Origin of the sequence: Hymenobacter sp. H14-R3 (genome assembly GCF_030063445.1) — a bacterium.
Taxonomy (GTDB): domain Bacteria; phylum Bacteroidota; class Bacteroidia; order Cytophagales; family Hymenobacteraceae; genus Hymenobacter.
Genome location: NZ_JASITD010000001.1, coordinates 370,369 through 388,146, shown reverse-complemented (window position 1 = coordinate 388,146; position 17,778 = coordinate 370,369). Strand labels below are relative to the sequence as shown.

The 17,778-nt window shown below is 61.9% G+C and carries 16 protein-coding genes; 11 read left to right on the top strand and 5 right to left on the bottom strand.

Features of this window, described 5'->3' with window-relative positions:
- Positions 1-9: 9 nt before the first annotated feature.
- The 3 genes from QMK33_RS01755 to mazG all read right to left on the bottom strand — a co-directional run bounded on the left by QMK33_RS01755 (position 10) and on the right by mazG (position 2,918).
- Complete coding sequence (locus tag QMK33_RS01755) at positions 10-639, bottom strand: ExbD/TolR family protein (protein WP_283562821.1); 630 nt, start codon at positions 637-639, stop codon at positions 10-12.
- 207 nt (positions 640-846) lie between these two features.
- A complete protein-coding gene (locus QMK33_RS01750; RefSeq protein ID WP_283562820.1) occupies positions 847-1,725 on the bottom strand; it encodes a MotA/TolQ/ExbB proton channel family protein in 879 nt (292 codons plus the stop codon).
- 365 nt (positions 1,726-2,090) lie between these two features.
- Entirely contained in the window at positions 2,091-2,918 is an 828-nt protein-coding gene (gene mazG / locus QMK33_RS01745; protein WP_283562819.1) for a nucleoside triphosphate pyrophosphohydrolase, read from the bottom strand.
- Between the two features lie 180 nt (positions 2,919-3,098).
- On the opposite strand from mazG, the gene glmM reads away from it, so the two are divergent.
- The 4 genes from glmM (at position 3,099) to QMK33_RS01725 (ending at position 8,180) form a co-directional block, all read left to right on the top strand.
- A complete protein-coding gene (gene glmM, locus QMK33_RS01740) occupies positions 3,099-4,493 on the top strand; it encodes a phosphoglucosamine mutase (RefSeq protein WP_283562818.1) in 1,395 nt (464 codons plus the stop codon).
- Positions 4,494-4,587: 94 nt separating this feature from the next.
- Entirely contained in the window at positions 4,588-5,721 is a 1,134-nt protein-coding gene (locus QMK33_RS01735; RefSeq protein WP_283562817.1) for a cysteine desulfurase family protein, read from the top strand.
- A gap of 85 nt (positions 5,722-5,806) precedes the next feature.
- Positions 5,807-6,841: a ComEA family DNA-binding protein gene (locus QMK33_RS01730; RefSeq protein WP_283562816.1), complete on the top strand. Its 1,035-nt coding sequence runs from the start codon at positions 5,807-5,809 to the stop codon at positions 6,839-6,841.
- A gap of 76 nt (positions 6,842-6,917) precedes the next feature.
- Positions 6,918-8,180 (top strand): PepSY-associated TM helix domain-containing protein, encoded by a 1,263-nt coding sequence (locus QMK33_RS01725; RefSeq protein WP_283562815.1) that lies wholly within the window; start codon positions 6,918-6,920, stop codon positions 8,178-8,180.
- A gap of 180 nt (positions 8,181-8,360) precedes the next feature.
- Here QMK33_RS01725 and QMK33_RS01720 read toward each other — a convergent pair whose 3' ends face one another.
- The gene (locus tag QMK33_RS01720; RefSeq protein WP_283562814.1) at positions 8,361-9,662 is read right to left on the bottom strand and encodes an MFS transporter; all 1,302 of its coding nucleotides are present in this window, start codon (positions 9,660-9,662) and stop codon (positions 8,361-8,363) included.
- Between the two features lie 83 nt (positions 9,663-9,745).
- Here QMK33_RS01720 and QMK33_RS01715 point away from each other — a divergent pair, with 83 nt between their 5' ends.
- On the top strand, positions 9,746-10,168 hold the full coding sequence (locus QMK33_RS01715; RefSeq protein WP_283562813.1) for a hypothetical protein: 423 nt from the start codon (positions 9,746-9,748) through the stop codon (positions 10,166-10,168).
- 14 nt (positions 10,169-10,182) lie between these two features.
- Here the strand turns inward: QMK33_RS01715 and QMK33_RS01710 are convergent, their stop codons facing one another.
- Positions 10,183-11,097: an NAD(P)/FAD-dependent oxidoreductase gene (locus QMK33_RS01710; RefSeq protein WP_283562812.1), complete on the bottom strand. Its 915-nt coding sequence runs from the start codon at positions 11,095-11,097 to the stop codon at positions 10,183-10,185.
- 167 nt (positions 11,098-11,264) lie between these two features.
- Here QMK33_RS01710 and QMK33_RS01705 point away from each other — a divergent pair, with 167 nt between their 5' ends.
- The 6 genes from QMK33_RS01705 to QMK33_RS01680 all read left to right on the top strand — a co-directional run bounded on the left by QMK33_RS01705 (position 11,265) and on the right by QMK33_RS01680 (position 17,693).
- Positions 11,265-11,630: a winged helix-turn-helix domain-containing protein gene (locus QMK33_RS01705; RefSeq protein WP_283562811.1), complete on the top strand. Its 366-nt coding sequence runs from the start codon at positions 11,265-11,267 to the stop codon at positions 11,628-11,630.
- An 84-nt stretch (positions 11,631-11,714) separates the two neighbouring features.
- Entirely contained in the window at positions 11,715-14,450 is a 2,736-nt protein-coding gene (locus tag QMK33_RS01700; RefSeq protein WP_283562810.1) for a TonB-dependent receptor, read from the top strand.
- Positions 14,451-14,574: 124 nt separating this feature from the next.
- Entirely contained in the window at positions 14,575-15,696 is a 1,122-nt protein-coding gene (gene moeB / locus QMK33_RS01695) for a molybdopterin-synthase adenylyltransferase MoeB (RefSeq protein ID WP_283562809.1), read from the top strand.
- Positions 15,697-15,899: 203 nt separating this feature from the next.
- Complete coding sequence (gene moaA / locus QMK33_RS01690; protein ID WP_283562808.1) at positions 15,900-16,919, top strand: GTP 3',8-cyclase MoaA; 1,020 nt, start codon at positions 15,900-15,902, stop codon at positions 16,917-16,919.
- A gap of 87 nt (positions 16,920-17,006) precedes the next feature.
- Positions 17,007-17,249, top strand: a complete 243-nt coding sequence (locus QMK33_RS01685) for a MoaD/ThiS family protein (RefSeq protein WP_283562807.1) — start codon at positions 17,007-17,009, stop codon at positions 17,247-17,249.
- A 27-nt stretch (positions 17,250-17,276) separates the two neighbouring features.
- Positions 17,277-17,693 carry a molybdenum cofactor biosynthesis protein MoaE gene (locus QMK33_RS01680; RefSeq protein WP_283562856.1) on the top strand — a complete coding sequence of 139 codons (417 nt, stop codon included), beginning with the start codon at positions 17,277-17,279 and terminating at the stop codon, positions 17,691-17,693.
- Positions 17,694-17,778 lie beyond the last annotated feature (85 nt).

Sequence of the window (17,778 nt, the reverse complement as noted above, 5' to 3'; positions counted from 1 at the left end):
TCAAAAAGGTTAGTTTACGGTCGTGGGCTTCATCTCAAGGCTAGTTTGCAGGTTAAAACGGTTGATGTCTTTTTCCTGCAATACCTTGATAATTGTCTGGATAGTCTTCACATCCGCGTCACCGTCGCCCTTGATAACCAAGTAGGTTGGCTTCTGAAACTGGGTGGCGTTGGCCTTACGGGCGGCTATCACCCAGTCAATCATCTGATTGTTGAGCGAGTCGTACGGAATGCCGGGAAGCGTAGGGTTGAGCGCCTTGCGTTGCTCGGTATCCTTGTCGAGGTAGCTACCTAGCTGGGCAATTGGCACTCCAAAGTTGGGAAGGAGGGCAAACTGCTTAACCTGGGTGGGGGTGAAACTGACGCCATATTTAGCGCCTACTTCCTTGATGATGGCTTCCTTAATAGGAGCCTTGTCGTAGCCGAAGAAGACCCGCTTTTTGGAGTCAACTATCAGCGTCAAGATGTCGCTATCGGGGGCGCGCAGGTCCGACGTCGAAGACGGCGGGTCCACTACCACAGCTTCATCGGGGCGAAACTGCGTGGTCAACATAAAGAATGTTACCAGCAGGAAGGCCAGGTCGACCATCGGCGTCATATCGAGCGACGGCGAGGTGCGGTGCGGTTTTACTTTAGGCATTGCCGGGAGAAGTTAAAATGACTGGACGGGCCAAATGCAAGGGGTTAAATCGGTGATACCATCAGCGGGTTGCGGGCCCAAAAGCCTGGCGAGAGCCGCTCACTGGTATTGATGCCGACAGCGTACCGATTGCACACGATACCCGAAAAAAAAATTGGGGCGGGGACGGCAAAACGCCTCCGCCCCTTTTTTTGTGCCAGCAGCTCCTTACGACTCCTGACCTTTGGTGCCGTGCTGGGCAGCGAAGGTTTGGATGATGCTGAAGCCAGCCTCGTCGATGCTGTAGGTCAGCTCGTCGATTTTGCTGGTGAAGAAGTTGTAGGCTACGATAGCTACGGCCGACGTACCGATACCGAGGGCGGTATTGATAAGGGCTTCCGAGATACCCGTTGCCAGGGCAGTAGCGTCGGGGTTACCGGCCTGAGCAAGTGCCGAGAAGGCCTTAATCATACCGAATACCGTACCGAGCAGACCTACCAGTGTGGCGATAGAAGCCAGCGTGGAGATGATAACGAGGTTCTTCTCCAGCATCGGCAATTCCAGGGCGGTGCTCTCTTCGATTTCTTTCTGGATGGCCAACACGCGCTGGTCGGTGTTCATCGTGGTTTCGCGGCCCATTTCCTGGTATTTCTTCAGGCCGGCGCGTACTACGTTGGCAACCGAGCCCTTCTGCTGGTCGCAGATAGCGATGGCACCGGCGATGTCGTTCGAGTTCAGCTTCTGACGAACGCCACGCACGAACGACTCGATGCTCTTACTGCCTTTAGCTTTGCTAATGGTGAGGGCACGCTCAATCGAGAACGTAATTACCATCAGCAACATCGACAGCAGAATTGGTACGATAATACCCCCTTTGTAAACAATGCCCAGGTAGTCGCCCGGTTTGGGGTTGTTCTCGGGGTTACCGCCTATAAAGTGGCTCGGGTCGCCAAGTACATACTTGAAGATAATAAGGCTAGCGACGTAAGCAAGCACGATAACGATGACCGAAAACAGCGAGGCACCACCGCTGCTCTTGGCGGGTGCGGCCGAGGCGGCCGGCGCAGCGGGCCGAGCGCCCGGGTTTACAGCATTTTTCTGTTCCATGTGTCCAGTTAGTGTAGGAGGTGGGGGGTTGGTTGAGGGTAAAAAAGAAAACGGTAAGGGCCTGGCGAGTCGGTTATGAAGCCGGAAGCCACCAGCGGAAAAAGGAGTTTCGGGGCCGAATCTACGCCGAAGCCAGTAAAATCCAGGCTTTATGAAATATTTTTTGTGTAGAATAACCTTCGCCCAAGGTTGGTAAGTACTCGATGAACCCAGCAACTTTCCTGCTGAATTTCTGATGAGGGGCCAACGTAAGAAATTGGTTTAGGGTTGATGAAGCAAATTTTGCCAGCAGCGGATTTGCACTGACCTAGCGGGCGGCTTGCGCGCAGTATCAGTTCATTACCGGCTGTGTGCTGGCGGTTTGTTCAGCGGCCGGCGGCCTTAGCTTCGTTCCAATACACATCCATTTGAGCCAGCGTAAGGTCGGGCAGGGCTTGGCCGGCTTTAGTAGCGGCGGCTTCGAGGTATTGGAAACGGCTGATAAATTTTCGGTTGGTGCGTTCCAGCGCCTCTTCGGGGTTGATGCCGGCAAAGCGGGCGAAGTTGACGAGCGAAAACAGCAGGTCGCCAAACTCCTGGGTGGCGCGCTCGGCCTGGGCGGCATCGGCGGGAGGCTGACCGTGGCCATACTCGTCGCCAAACTCGCCCAACTCCTCCTGCACCTTGAGCCACACCTGGGCAGGGTCATCCCAGTCGAAGCCCGCGCCCCGCGCTTTTTCCTGAATGCGCATGGCCTTTACCAGTGCGGGCAGCGAAGTGGGCACGCCACCGAGCACGCCACCCGTGTTGCCTTTTTCTTTCAGCTTGAGCTGCTCCCAGTTGCGCTTCACGGTGGCTTCGTCGTCGGCCTGCACGTCGCCGTAGATGTGCGGGTGGCGATAGATGAGCTTCTCGCACTGCGCGTTGAGCGAGTCGGCAATGTCGAACGCGCCCTGCTCGGCGGCAATGCGGGCGTAGAACACCAGGTGCAGCATCACGTCGCCCAACTCCTTTTTCAGGTCGGGCAGGTCGTTGCGCAGGATGGCATCGCTGATTTCGTAGGTTTCCTCAATGGTGAGGTGGCGCAGGCTTTCGAGGGTTTGCTTTTTATCCCAGGGGCACTCTTGGCGCAGGCGGTCGAGCACATCGAGCAGGCGGCCGAAGGCTTCGAGCTGGACCGGGCGGCGGGAGGGGGCAAGCAGGGGGTTGTCCATAAAAAACGCTGATAAATGATGAATAAGCTGTTCGTTTTAAGCAGAATAGCTAATGGGTAGTCAGGCAGAATAACTGCCCAACTGGGCCGGTTACTGGTTGCCGCACGTAGGTATTAAGTACAGATAACGGGCAAACAACCGGCCTGCCAACCTACTTTTGCAAAGCTAAAGCAACGAATTGTGACCCTCATAAAATCTATTTCCGGCATCCGCGGCACCATTGGTGGGCCGGCTGGCCAGGGCCTGACGCCCCTCGACGTGGTGAAATATACGGCCGCCTACGGCACCTGGGCGGCCTCACAGGCCACTACCAGCAAGCTGATAGTGATTGGCCGCGACGCCCGCATTTCGGGCGAAATGGTGAGCCGCCTCGTGGCGGCTACGCTGCAAGGCCTTGGCTTTGACGTACTTGACCTGGGCCTGAGCACCACGCCCACCGTAGAGATGGCCGTGCCCGCCAAGAAAGCGGCCGGCGGCATCATCCTCACGGCTTCGCACAACCCCAAGCAGTGGAACGCCCTGAAATTGCTCGACGCGCACGGCGAGTTTCTGTCGGCCGCGGCGGGCGAGCAGGTGCTGGCCCTGGCTGAAGGCGACAGCATTGAGTTTGCGCCCGTGACCAAGCTGGGTAAGTACGCCACCGACGATACGTTTCTGGCCGAGCACATTGCCGCCATTCTGGCTTCGCCGCTCGTGGATGTCGAAGCCATCAAGGCCAAGAACTTCCGGGTAGTGGTAGATGCCGTGAATAGCAGCGGTGGCTTTGCCGTGCCGCAGCTGCTAACGGCGTTGGGCGTGGAAACCATTGAGAAAATCCATTGCGAGCCCACCGGCGACTTTGCCCACAACCCCGAGCCGCTGCCCGAGCACCTGCGCGACATTGCCAAGGTGCTGGAAAAAGGCGGCTTCGACCTCGGCATTGTGGTGGACCCCGACGTGGACCGCCTGGCGCTGGTGAGCGAAAACGGCGAGATGTTTGGCGAAGAATATACGCTGGTGGCCGTGGCCGACTACGTGCTGGGCTACCACGGCGGCGGCAACACCGTGAGCAACCTCAGCAGCACCCGCGCCCTGCGCGACGTGACCGAGAAGCACGGCGGCACCTACAACGCCGCCGCGGTGGGCGAGGTGAACGTGGTGACCAAGATGAAGGAAACCAACGCCATCATTGGCGGCGAGGGCAACGGGGGCATCATCTTCCCCGAACTGCACTACGGCCGCGATGCGCTGGTAGGTATTGCCCTGTTTCTGACCCACTTGGCTAAGTCGGGCCTGGCCATGAGCCGCCTGCGCAACTCATACCCGAGCTACTTCATCTCGAAAAATAAGATTGAGCTAACGCCCGATATCGACACCGACCTCGTGCTGGTGAAAATGGAAGAGCGCTACGCCAAGCAGCCGGTAAACACCATCGACGGGGTTAAAATCGAGTTCGGTAAGGAGTGGGTGCACCTGCGCAAGTCGAACACCGAGCCGATTATCCGCATCTATGCCGAGTCGGACTCTAATGCCACGGCCGACCATTTGGCCCAGAAGATTATTGCCGATATCAAGGAGATTATCTCGGCTAAGTAGTGCGTGTGCGGTAAGCTTTAGCTTGCCGTGTTTAAGGAAAAAGCGCTGAATCTTTATCTAAAACCGCAAGCTAAAGCTTACCGCACATCATATTATGCACGCTTACTTCGACAACGCCGCCACCACCCCCCTCGACCCCGAAGTGCTGGACGCCATGCTGCCCTACTTGGCGCAGCACTTCGGTAACCCCAGCTCGCTGCACGGCCCGGGCCGGCAGGTGCGCTCCGCTATCGAGCAGGCGCGGAAGTCGGTAGCCACCTTGGTAAACGCCGCGCCGAGCGAAATCAGCTTCACCTCGGGCGGCACGGAGGCCGATAACTACGCCATTTTTGGCAGCGTACGTAGCCTGGGGCTGAAGCACGCCATCACCTCGCCCCTGGAGCACCACGCCGTGCTGCACCCGCTGCAAGCCCTGGCCAAAAGCGGTGAAACGTCCCTGAGCTACCTGCGCCACGATACCCAGGGCCGCCTCGACCTGGCGCACCTGGAGGAACTGCTGGCCGCGCACCCGCGCACCTTCGTGAGCATCATGCACGGCAATAACGAGTTGGGTAATCTCAACGATATCAAGCAGATAGGTGAAATATGCGCCCGTCACGACGCGGTGTTTCACACCGACACCGTGCAGACGATGGGCCACTACAAGCACGATGTGCAGGAACTCAGCAACCACTTTCTGGTGGGCTCGGCGCACAAGTTCCACGGGCCCAAGGGCGTGGGGTTCCTCTACCGGCGTGGGGGCGTGGAGGTGGCGCCGCTCATCCACGGCGGCTCGCAGGAGCGCAATATTCGCTCGGGCACCGAGAACGTGTATGGTATTGTGGGCCTGGCCAAAGCGTTGGAAATTGCCTGCCACGGCATGGCCGAGCACCGGCAGCACATTCAGAGCCTCAAGGACCGGCTTATCGGTCAGCTCGCGGCGGGCATTGCCGATGTGCAGTTCAATGGCCTGTCGGCCGAGGCCGACCAGAGCCTTTACACCGTGCTTAGCGTGAGCCTGCCGCCGTCGAGCATCAGCGAGATGCTGCTCTTTAGCCTCGATATCAATAAGGTAGCGGCCTCGGGTGGCTCGGCCTGCACCAGCGGTGCGCAGCTAGGCTCGCACGTGCTGGAGGCCTTGGGCACGGCCACCGACCGGCCTACCGTGCGCCTCTCCATGAGCAAGCTCAATACGGAGGCCGAAGTGGATTACGCTGCTGCCCAGCTCATTAAGCTTTACCAAAAGTAAGTTAAAGAGTAAATATTCGGAAGAAGTTGAACAGAGGAATTACTTTAGCCGGTAATTCCTCTTTCTGTTTTCTTTCGTTACTACTATGTCTTTGCCTGGCAACCGCTGGCCGGCCTGGCGCTGGGTGCGGCGCTACTTCGGCTTTTCGCGGGCCGAAACGCGGGGCTTCGTGCTGCTGCTACTGATAGCGCTGGCCGCAGCGGTGCTGCCCGTGCTGCTGCGTCCCACCGACCCCGCCTACCTGCCCGCCGCCGACCAGCGCCAGCTCGACGCCTGGAGCCGCGACCTCAGCGCCCGCCTCGACTCGGGCCGCGCGGCCAATGACCGGGCCTACGCCGCGCGCTACCCGGCCCGCAACAGGGCGGGCGGCGCGGCCGGCGGTAGCCGCTACCCCGCCGTGCCGCAGGTGCGCCTCGCCCCCTTCGACCCCAATAGCCTCGCGGCCGAGGGCTGGGAGGCGCGGGGCGTGCCGCACTTCGTGGCCGGCCGCATCGTCAACTACGGCCAGAAGGCGGGCGGCTTCCGGGCCAAAAGCCAGGTGCAGCGCATCTACGGCCTGCCCGATTCGGTGTATCAGCGCCTCGCGCCTTTTATGCAGCTGCCCGACGCCCTGCCCGCCCGCGGGGCCGCCGGCTACGCGGCGGGCCGGCCGCCGTTTGAGGCGGCTAGTGGCGGCGTGCCCGGCCGCTTTCCGCGCAAGCCGGCGCATTTGCAGCCCTTCGACCTCAACCTGGCCGACACTACGCAGCTAATGCAGATAAAGGGCATCGGCCGGGGGCGGGCCAAGTACATTGTGAAGCAGCGTACTGAGTTGGGCGGGTATATTGCTGAAAATCAGTTGGAAGAGGTGTTTGTGCTGCGCGATGCGCCCGACTTGGTCGATAGCCTGCGCAAGTACACGTTTGTGGCGGCGGGCTTCGTGCCCCGGTCGGTGCACGTCAACTCAGCCACGTTTGACGAGCTGTGGCCGCACCCCTACGTGGGCAAGCCGCTGGCCCGGCTCATCGTGGCCTATCGCAAGCAGCACGGTCCTTTTGCCACGCCCGACGACCTGCGGCAAATCAAGATTCTGAAAGAAGAGAACTTCGTCAAACTTCGCCCCTACGTGCGTTGCGAATAGGCGTCTGTCGAGTAATTATCTGAACGTTATTTGAAATCGTTCTAAATTGCAGCTTCATTCGCTTGTTCGCTGCTCAATGAAAGTGCTTCTTCGCCGTATTCACCTCTACCTGGCCCTGGCGGCGGGCCTGGTTTTCTTTGTGCAGTGCCTGAGCGGCACGGTGCTGGTTTTTGAGGAAGAGATAACGCATGCCCTTCATAGTGAGCGTTATAGCGTACCGGTGCCGGCCGGGCAGCCGCGGCTCTCGCTGGCGCAATTGGCCGCGCAGTTTCAGCAGGCTACGCCCAGAGCTAAGCTGTTGGGCTTCAAGGTGTACGCTGACCCGACGCGCACCGTGGAGCTAATCTTTCGTGATGGTAACACCAAGCCGGGTGGCCCACGTCTCGGTGAAGGGCGTGGAGAGAGCCGTAGCCAGGGAGAGGGCCGTAGCTCTGGGGGAAGTGGCCGGGGCGAAGGCCGCGGGCGCGCTGAAGGCCCCGGCAAAGGCCGCCCCGAGCGCGGCAGCACGGCGTTCCTCAACCCCTATACCGGGCAGGTGCTGGGGCTGCAAAAAGAGAAGCAGCTACCGGTTTTTAAACTAGCCGAAGATTTGCACCGGCGGCTGCTGGCTGGCGAAGTGGGCAAGGCGCTTAGTGGGCTGTCGGCGCTGTTTATCCTCGTTATTACGGCGACGGGCATTGTGCTGTGGTGGCCCAAAACGCGGGCTCTGCTCACGGGCCGCCTGCGCATTAAGTGGGGCGCCAGCTGGAAGCGCCTCAACCACGACCTGCACCTTGTGCTGGGTTTTTACTGCTCGCTATTCCTATTCGGGCTGGCCCTCACGGGGGTTGTCATGTCGTACCGCTGGGCTACGGAAGGGCTGTTTAAGATTACGGGTACCAAGCCCACGGTGGGCATGGCCGCGCCCCGGTCGGCAGCGGCCGGCAGCCCGCGCGCCGTGGCCTACGATGCTGCCCTGCGCACCGGCCAGGCCACGTACCGCACCGCCGAGTTTTGGCGGGTGGGCGCGCCCAAAGACTCGCTGGCCGCCGTGGCGGTGAGCGCGCCCAGCACCCTGCCGCTGCGTCAGCTGGGCCTCGACACCCTGTTCGTGGACCGTAGCACGGGGGCCGCGCTGGGCCAGCACCTCTACAGCCGGCAGTCGGCGGGGGCACAGCTGCGCCGCCTCACTAAGCCGCTGCACACCGGCGAAATCGGGGGCATCTGGACCAAAATGCTGGCGCTGGTAGTCACGCTGGCCAGCCTCACCTTCCCGATAACGGGCGTTATCATGTGGCTGAACCGCACCCGTAAAAAGCCTAGCCGCCCCAGTGCTGTAAAGACGTTGGAGGTAGCGTAATTCATTGATTTACAATAATTTGTAATTAAGTAGAATCGTCTGTCCTTGCGAGCGCAACGCAGTGGAGCGCGGCAATCTTTCCTGGTCGTTTGCTTCATTAGGTTAGTATTCCTGACGTGAAGGAAGGATTGCCGCGCTCCACTGCGTTGCGCTCGCAAGGACAGACGGCCGACCAATTAACTACTTCTTGCCCGCACCCATTTCCAAGGTGCGCAGCTTATCGGCGCGCCAGGCGGTGAAGCCTACAATCACCATCGTCATGATGCCGCCAAATACTACGCTCGGAATGGTGCCCATGGCTTTGGCCGTGGCCCCGCTCTCGAAACTGCCGATTTCGTTGCTACTGCCGATGAAAATGCTGTTTACGGCCGATACGCGGCCCTTCATGTACTCGGGCGTGTAGGTGTGCACGAGGGTAGAGCGCACGATAACCGACACGGCATCGAACACGCCGGTGAGGAATAGCAGGAACAGCGATAAGTAGATGTTGGTGGAGAGCGCGAAGGCGACCGTAGCGGCCCCAAAGCCGCCCACCGCCCAGAGCATTTTGCGGCCCGCGCCTTTTTTGAGGGGCGAGAAGGTGAGGAAAACGGCCATCAGTACCGAGCCCACGGCGGGCGCGGCGCGCAGGCTGCCAAACGAGCCGGGGCTGTGCAGCACGTTGGCCGCGAAGAAGGGCAGCAGCGCCACGGCCCCCCCGAAGAGCACGGCAAACATGTCGAGCGACAAAGCCGCCAGCACCAGCTGATTGCTGAAAATGAACTTGATACCGCTGGTAATGCTTTCGGCGAGCCCCAGGCGCTCACCTTCGATGGGTGGCAACTCACGGCTGGCAATGCTCACGAAAAATAATAGGGCCAGCACTTCCAGCACCGAATCGACGCCGTAGGCAAACTCGATGCTGATGTAGGTCAACAGCAGCCCGCCAATGGCCGGCCCCAGCACGGCCGAAGCCTGCCAGGTGGTTGAGCTCCAGGTGATGGCGTTAGGCAGGGCGGTGCGGTCGGGCAGCAGCTGGGGCATGAAGGCAAACAGCGCCGGGCTGAGAAAACCGCGCGCAATGCCGCTGATAAAAATGACCAGGTATAGCGGCCACACCACGGTGGCGTGCAGAGCGGTAATGTTGAGCCGGCCCCGGTCTAGCAAAGCCGCTTGCAGGGGGTGCGCCAGCCACCACAGCGTGAAGGCGCACAGCACCAGCACCAGCACGGCCGGCACCACAATGCGCTTGCGCCGCACGGAGTCGGCCACGTGGCCGGCGTAGAGCGACACGGTGATGCTCGGAATGGCCTCGGCCAGCCCGATGAGGCCCAGCGCCAGGGGGTCGTTGGTGAGCTTGAAAATCTGCCAGCTTACCACTACGCCCTGAATTTGGGTAGCTACCGAAAACAGCGCGCGGGCCGTAACGTAGCGCCGAAAATCGGGAATACGCAGGGCCGCGTACGGGTCGTGGGGGGCAGCAGAGGGGGTATTGGGGCTCATGGGCAACTACTTCGGAGGCGAAAGCCCACTTAACTAACAGGCCGCGCAAAAGTATAGCCGCAACTGGCCGAAAACCACTTAACTTGCCAACGGGCCGGCTGCTGCCCGCCCGCCATCGCCCCATGAACCACGGCCTCGACCTGCTCCATCGTGCTGACTTGCCGGCCCTTATTGCGCGCTGGCACCGCGAGGTATCGCCCAGCGAGCTGAAAGCCGGCTACGAGTCGCTACTGGCTGCGGCCGATGCCGCCGGCTGCGCCCGCTGGCTGCTCGACCTGCGCCGCCGCGAAGACCTCACCGAGCCCAGCGTCAACGCCTGGTTCGGGCAGGTGTTTGCCCCCACTCTGCGCGGGCGCTACCCCGAGGCCGTGCGCCTCGCCTTTTTGGTATCGCCACTGCGGGCCGGGCAGCCCGTCACGGCCATGATATCAGCCGATAGCACCGATTGTCAGATTGCTACTTTTATTGATGAAGCTGCTGCGCATAACTGGTTGTCTAATAGATAATTACTAATTATCATTCACGCCATTTGCGCCTTTGTCAAAGCCTCGTTGAGGCAGATGGCGGCCTGGCAGCCAGCTGCCGCAGCCAGCAGCGCCTGCTGCTGACCGGGGGCCGTGTCGCCGGCCGCGTAGAGGCCGGGAATGCTGGTTTGGGAGTTTTTATCGACCCACACGGCACCCTTGCCCGTGATGCGGGCCCCTAACTCGGTGGCCAGGGCGCTGCGCTGCTCCTGGGGCGCGTGCAGGAACAGCGCCTTGCGCTCCAGGTAAGTGCCATCGGTGAATTCGACGCAGCGTAGCAGGCCATCGGGGCCACCCACCAGGCGAGCTATTGGCTCCTGGCTTAGGCCAATATGCAACTGCCGCAGGCGCTGCCGGCCGTAGGCGCTTATGTTGCCGGGGCCATCGGTCACTACGGTTATATCTGAGCTCCAGTTGGTTAGTAGCAGGGCTAGGTTCACGGCCGCTTTGCCGCGGCCGTAGATGGCCAGCGGCAGGTCGCGCACCTCGTAGCCGTGGCAGTAGGGGCAGTGCAGCACGCCCGAGCCCCAGTACTCGCGAAAGCCCGGCAGGGCCGGCAGCACGTCTTCGACGCCGGTGGCCAGCACCACCCGGCGCGCCGTGCCGCTCCAGGCGTGGCCCTGGCCGGTGGTGCCGGTGGCTTGGAAGCCATCGGTAACTTGCTTGATACCAGTTACTTTTAGCTCGCGCAGCTCCACGGTGGGGTAGGGGTCAAGCTGCTCGCGGCCCAGCGCCAATAGCTTGGTGGGCCGCACACCATCGCGGGTCAAAAAGCCGTGCACAGCCCCCGAGGGCGCGTTGCGCGGCGCGCCCCCATCGGCTACCAGCACGCGGCGGCGGCAGCGCCCCAGCGTGAGGGCCGCGCTCAGCCCCGCGCTGCCCGCGCCAATAACCAATACGTCGTAATCCATAAAATATAGCGAGTCGAATGCGGCCCTAAAACCCAGGCGCGCCGCGTAATAAGGGCCAGATGGGGCGAAAGGTTATGAGGTAGCCACCGCGGCCGCGGTGGGCTGCGGAGGTTACTTTTAGCCAGCGGCTTTCCGGCTGCGTACTCTCAGCTGGCCTCTCCTTTATTATGCACGAGCTTTTTGCCGAAAACCAAGCCTTCCGTGCCCACGGCCGCCTCTGGATAGAAGGCCCGGCCGACCGCTTTCTCGGCATTGGCCGGCTCGAACTGCTGGAGCGCATTGCCACCACCGGCTCCATCTCGCGGGCGGCCAAAGAGATGGGCATGTCGTATAAAAAAGCCTGGGACCTGGTGAGCTCCATGAACACCCAGGCCCGGCAGCCGCTGGTGAGCACCCAGGCGGGCGGCGCGCACGGCGGTGGCGCGGCCCTCACCGAAGCCGGCGCGCAGGCCGTGGCCGAGTTTCGGGCCATGCAGGCGCGGTTCGAGGCTTTCTTGGCTGATGAAACGGCCCGATTGTACGAATCCAAGTAAGGCGGGACTGCCAGCGGGCAGGCTGAAAGAAAGGTAAACCTTCTACTCAGTCAGGCGTTATGTTTGCCAAAGTATAACGCCTCGATGGTAAAGAAACAATACGCATTTTTTGACTCCCCCTGCCTGCTGCCGCGTGCTGGATTCAGCTGCCTGGCCTGTGCCTTGGTGCTGGCCTACCCGGCCGCCGCGCAAACCACCAGGCCGCCCCGCCCCCCCGCGCCCACCGATACGCTGCGCACGGAGCTCAATGAGGTAGTGGTGTCGGCCTCACGGGTGGAGGAGAGCTTTTTGCAGTCGCCGGTGACGGTGGAAAAGCTGAACGCCCGCGCCATTCGGCTGTCGCCGGCCGCCTCGTTTTTCGATGCCATCGAGAACCTGAAGGGCGTGCAGGTGATTACGCCCAGCATCGGCTTTAAGGTGATAAATGCGCGGGGCTTCACCAACACCACCAACGTGCGCTTCGCGCAGCTCGTGGATGGCGTGGATAACCAGGCGCCGCACATTGGCGGGCCCATCGGCAACGTGCTGGGCCCGAGCGACCTGGATATCAACAGCGTGGAGATTGTGCCCGGCACGGCCGCCGCGCTCTACGGCCTCAACGCCATCAATGGCCTGGCCAATTTCCAAACCAAAAACCCCTTCACGTCCGAAGGCCTGAGCGTGCGCCAGCAAACGGGCGTGAACCACGTGAACGACCCCAATGTGCAGACGTTTGGGCAGAATGGCTCGCCCACCAAGAGCTATTCCGAAACCAGCGTGCGCTATGCTAAGGTATTGGTAGCTGATAAGTTAGCTTTCAAGGTCAACGGTACCTACTTGCGGGCCTACGACTGGGTGGCTAATGACCAGACCGACATCAACCCCAATGGTAACGCCACCACCGGCCTGTTTGGAGCTGATAACCCGGCCCAGGACCAGGTGAACCGCTACGGCAATGAGTCGTCGGACCGCACCACGCTCACGCTGGGTGGCAAACAGTACTCCGTGGCCCGCACCGGCTACAACGAGCGCGATTTGGTGGATTATAACGTGCGGACCCTCAAGGCCGATGCGGCCGTGCACTACCGCTTCCGGCCGGGCGTGGAGCTGGCCTACACCTACCGCGTGGCGAGTTTTGACAACGCGTACCAGCGCTCGAACCGCTTCCGACTGCAAGACTATCTACTTCAGCAGCATGCCTTTGCGCTGACCACGCCCGTGGTGCAGGCCCGCGCCTACCTTACCCAGGAAAACACCGGCCAGAGCTACAACCTGCGCTCGATGGGCGAAAATATCGACCGCAGCTACAAGCCCGATGCCCGCTGGAACACCGATTTTACCAACGCCTGGAACACCGCCGCGGCCGGCGGCCAGGGCGTGGCCGCCGCCCTCGCCACGGCCCGCACCGCCGCCGACGCCGGCCGCCTCCAGCCCGGCCCCGACGCCTTCAACCAGCGCCTGGGCACCCTGCAAGCCGTGAACAATTGGGACGTGGGCGCGGCCCTGCGCGTGCAGGCCCGCCTGCTGCACGCCGAGGCCCAGGTGAACCTGGCCGAAGCCCTGCGCCGCGGCGGCACCGCCCTGCCCGCCCGCCTCGACCTGCTGGCCGGGGCCGACCACCGCACCTACGTGGTGGTGCCTGATGGCAACTACTTTGTGAACCCCAATCCCGGCCAAGACGCGCTGGCCGATAACCTCACCTACTCCAAAACCGGCGGTTTCGTGCAGGCCGGCGGGCGGCTGCTCGATGAGAAGCTGCGCCTCACGGCCACGCTGCGGGTCGATAAAAACGACTACTTCAACGTGAAGTTCAACCCGCGCTTCACGGCCGTGTTCTCGCCCACCCAACGCCAGAATTTCCGCCTCAGCTACCAGAGCGGTTACCGTTTCCCGAGTCTGTTTGAGGGCTTTTCGAACGTAAACAGCGGCCAGGTGAAGCGCATCGGCGGCCTGCGGGTGATGAGCGACGGCGTGTTTGAAAACAGCTACACCCGCGCCAGCATCGACGCATTTAACGCGGCCGTAACGGCCAATATCAACGCCAATACTTCGGCGCAGACCACGGCCCAGAAGCGCGCCGCCGCGATTTTGGCCAACCAGGGCACGCTCGCCAAGAACCCCTACACGTACCTCAAGCCGGAGTACATCAAGTCATTGGAAATTGGCTATAAGGCGGCGTTCGGGGAGCAGGGCCGGCTGCTGGTCGATGTCGATTTCTACTATAATTCGTACCGCGACTTCATTGCCCAGGTGGAGGCCTACGTGCCGATTGCCACCCCCACGGGCGGCACCACCATCCACGACCCGCTGCCCGCCACCTACGTGCCCGTGAGCGGCGACAACCTTGATGCCGTGGCTACCGCCCTCAACACCCGCGCCACTCAGGCCCGCTACCGCCTCTGGACCAATTCGCAGAGCCAGGTGTACAACTACGGCGGCTCGGCTGGGGTGCGCTACAACCTGGCCGGCGGCTACCTCGCCGGGGCCAACGCCACCTACACCCGCCTCGACCGCACCGAAAACGGCGACGGCCTCGAAGACGGCTTCAACACCCCGCGCTGGATGTATAACCTGAGCTTCGCCAACGAAAAAGCCTACCAGAACTTTGGCTTTGGGGTCAATTTCCGGTACCAGGTCAGCTACTACTCGCAAACCTTTTTGGTCAATGGCATGGTGCCGGCCTTCAGCAGCCTCGATGCGCAGCTGAGCTACCACCTGCCGGCGGCGCAGGTGCGCTTTAAGCTGGGGGCCAGCAATGTGCTTAATAGCTATTACGTTACGTACCTGGGTGGCCCCAGCGTGGGTGGGCTGTATTACCTCACGATAGCCTACGGGCTGTAGGAACCAACCAGTTAAGTGGCGTCTGTTATGGCGAGGAGGCACGACGAAGCAACCTTTCCTGCCGTTTGCGCTTTTTGCATCAAGCCAACGACAAGGAAAGACTGCTTCGTCGTGCCTCCTCGCCATGACAGACGTTATTTCTTTAGCCACCGCTACCCCCGTTGCTTTCACTCCTGCCGAGCGCCAGCGCTACCGCCGCCACCTCCAGCTGGCCGAAATCGGCGAAGCCGGCCAGCAGCGCCTGCGGGCGGCGCGGGTGCTGGTGGTGGGCGCGGGTGGCCTGGGCTGCCCCATTCTGCAATACCTGGCCGCCGCCGGCGTGGGCACCCTCGGCCTCGCCGATGCCGACCAGGTGGAGCTCACCAACCTGCCCCGCCAGATTCTCTACGGCCCCGACGACGTGGGTCAGCCCAAAATCGAAGCTGCCGCCCGCACCCTGCGCCGGCTCAATGATTTGGTAACCTATGAGTTGCATAATATCCGAGTGAACCCCGATAACGTGCGGGCGCTGGTAGCCGGCTACGATGTCGTCGTCGATGGCTCCGACAACTTTCCGACCCGCTACCTGCTCAACGACGCCTGCGTGAGCCTGGGCCGGCCGCTGGTATCGGGGGCCATCTACAAGTTTGAAGGGCAGGTATCGGTGTTTAATTACGAAGGCGGCCCCACCTACCGCTGCCTGTTTCCCGAGCCCCCGAGCGCCGACGAAGCGCCCGACTGCAACACCACCGGCGTGCTCAATGTGCTGCCCGGCCTCATCGGCACGGTGCAGGCCACTGAGGCGCTAAAAGTGGTGCTCGGTCTGGGCGACGCCCTAAGCGGCCGGCTGTGGGTACTCGATACGCTGAGTTTTCAGAGCCGCACCCTGCGCTTCCAGCGCGACCCGGTGCAGAGTGTTATCAACCTCGATACCGCCAACCCGTCCGACTATTTCGACGCTAGCTGCGCGCCCGCGCCGGTATATAATTCATTGACCGCAAGCGTACTGCAACAGCAACTGGCTTCGGCCACCCCGCCGCTGCTGCTCGATGTGCGCGGGCCGCTGGAGTTTCAGCGCCGCCACTTGCCCGGCGCGCAGTTGCTGCCGCTGCCCGAGCTAGCCGCCCGCGCCGCCGAGGTGCCGTGCACCCGCCCGGTGGTGGTGTATTGCCAAAGCGGCGTGCGCAGCGCCCAGGCGGTGGCGCTGCTGCAAAGCCTGGGCTACGCTAATGTGCAGTCGCTGAGCGGCGGGCTGGAGGAGTTTTAGCGGCTGTGCGGTAAGCTTTAGCTTGCCGGGGGGGAGATGCAGCGCAGGTGCCGGCTACCCTCCCCCCGGCAAGCTAAAGCTTACCGCACATTTCGTTATCCCCAACCTTATACAACGCTGTGAAGTTGCAGGGAATGAAAACACGCGGGCCGTGTTTAAGGTAATGCACTGCCCGGCGCGCCGGGTTTACCCTAGTTTTTAGCATGAGCAGTCTTTCCTCGTCAACCACGCTACACGATGCCCACGGCCGGCCCCTGGAGTACTTGCGCCTGGCCATCACGGACCGCTGCAACTTGCGCTGCTTCTACTGCATGCCCGAGGAAGGCATCAAGTACATGCCTAAGCACGAGCTGCTTAGCTACGAAGAGATGCTGCGCTTGGTGGAGATAATGACCCACCTGGGCGTGCGTAAGGTGCGCCTCACCGGCGGCGAGCCCTTCGTGCGGCGCGACCTGGTGCCCTTCATCGAGCGGCTGGCCGCCCTGCCGGGCCTCGATGATATTAGCCTGACTACCAACGGCGTACTCACCGCGCCCCACGTGCCCACCCTGGCCCGCCTCGGCGTGAAGGCCGTCAACCTCAGCCTTGACACCCTCGACCGCCAACGCTTTTTTGAGATAACCCGGCGCGACGAGCTGCCGCAGGTGATGCAAACCTTCCACGCGCTGTTGGAGGCGGGTATCCAGGTGAAAATCAATGCCGTAGTGATGGACGGCCGCAACATCCAGGACCTGGTGCCGCTGGCTGAGCTCACCCGCGAGCTGCCCGTGGAAGTGCGCTTCATCGAAGAAATGCCCTTCAACGGCGGCAGCCACGTGGCCACCCCCGAGTCGCTGCCCTGGAACCACCGCCGCATCCGCCAGCACCTGGAGGCGCACCTGGGCCCCATGCTGCCCGCCTCCACCCCCACCGGCGCCACCGCCGACGAGTACACGCTGGCCGGCCACCAGGGCCGCGTCGGCATTATCGCCGCCTACTCGCGCACTTTCTGCGGCACCTGCAACCGCCTGCGCCTCACGGCCGAAGGTGGCATCAAAACCTGCCTCTACGACCAGGGCGTGCTTGACCTGCGCACCATGCTGCGCGGCGGTTCTACCGACCAGGAAATCGCCGACGCCTTGTCGCAGGCCTTCTACCACCGCGCCGCCAACGGCTTTGTGGCCGAGCGCGAACGCCCCACCCACCAGCTCAACTTCGAGAGCATGGCCACCATTGGTGGCTAGGGCGTTAAGTATAAGTTAGCAATCATCAGTTATCAATTGGTGGTAAATAGCTGATAACTACATGACTGCTCATTGATAACTGAAAGCATGAACCTAACCATTGCCCTTTTTGGAATTGCCCGCGAGATTGTGGGCCAGTCGTCGCTGGCGCTGACCGTGCCGGCCGGGCAGTCGGCCGCCGGCTTGCTGGCCGAGTTGCGTACCCAGTACCCCGGCCTGGCCGGGCTGCGCAGCCTGGCCGTGGCCGTTAACAACGAGTACGCCACCGGCGACGTGCCGCTGCACGAGCGCGACGAAATTGCCCTGATTCCGCCCGTGAGCGGGGGCTGAGCTGCCCGCCCACCTAAAAAGTTTGTGATGCTTATCGACTTAGTTGACCACGCCATCGACGTGGCCTCCGTGCTGCAAGCCGCCGAATCGGAGGAAGCCGGGGCCGTAAACGCCTTCATCGGCACGGTGCGCAACCGCAGCGACGGCCGCCGCGTGGTGCGCCTGCACTACGAAGCCTACCCGCCCATGGCCGTGCACCAGCTGCGCCGCGTGGCCGAAATGGCCCAGGAAAAATGGCCCATGCTGCGCCAGGTAGCCATCGTGCACCGCCACGGCACCCTCGAAATCGGCGACGTGGCCGTAGTAGTCGCCGTGTCCACGCCGCACCGCGCCGACTCCTTCGCCGCCTGCCAGTACATCATCGACACGCTGAAGGAGGTGGTGCCCATCTGGAAAAAAGAGGAGTACGAAGACGGTACCGTCTGGGTCGCCGCCCACCCTTAGGTGAAGGAGTGAATGAAAAAAGGGTAGCCAACGCCAGTTTATAACAATGCATTGGCTACCCTTTTTTCATTCACTCCTTCACTCC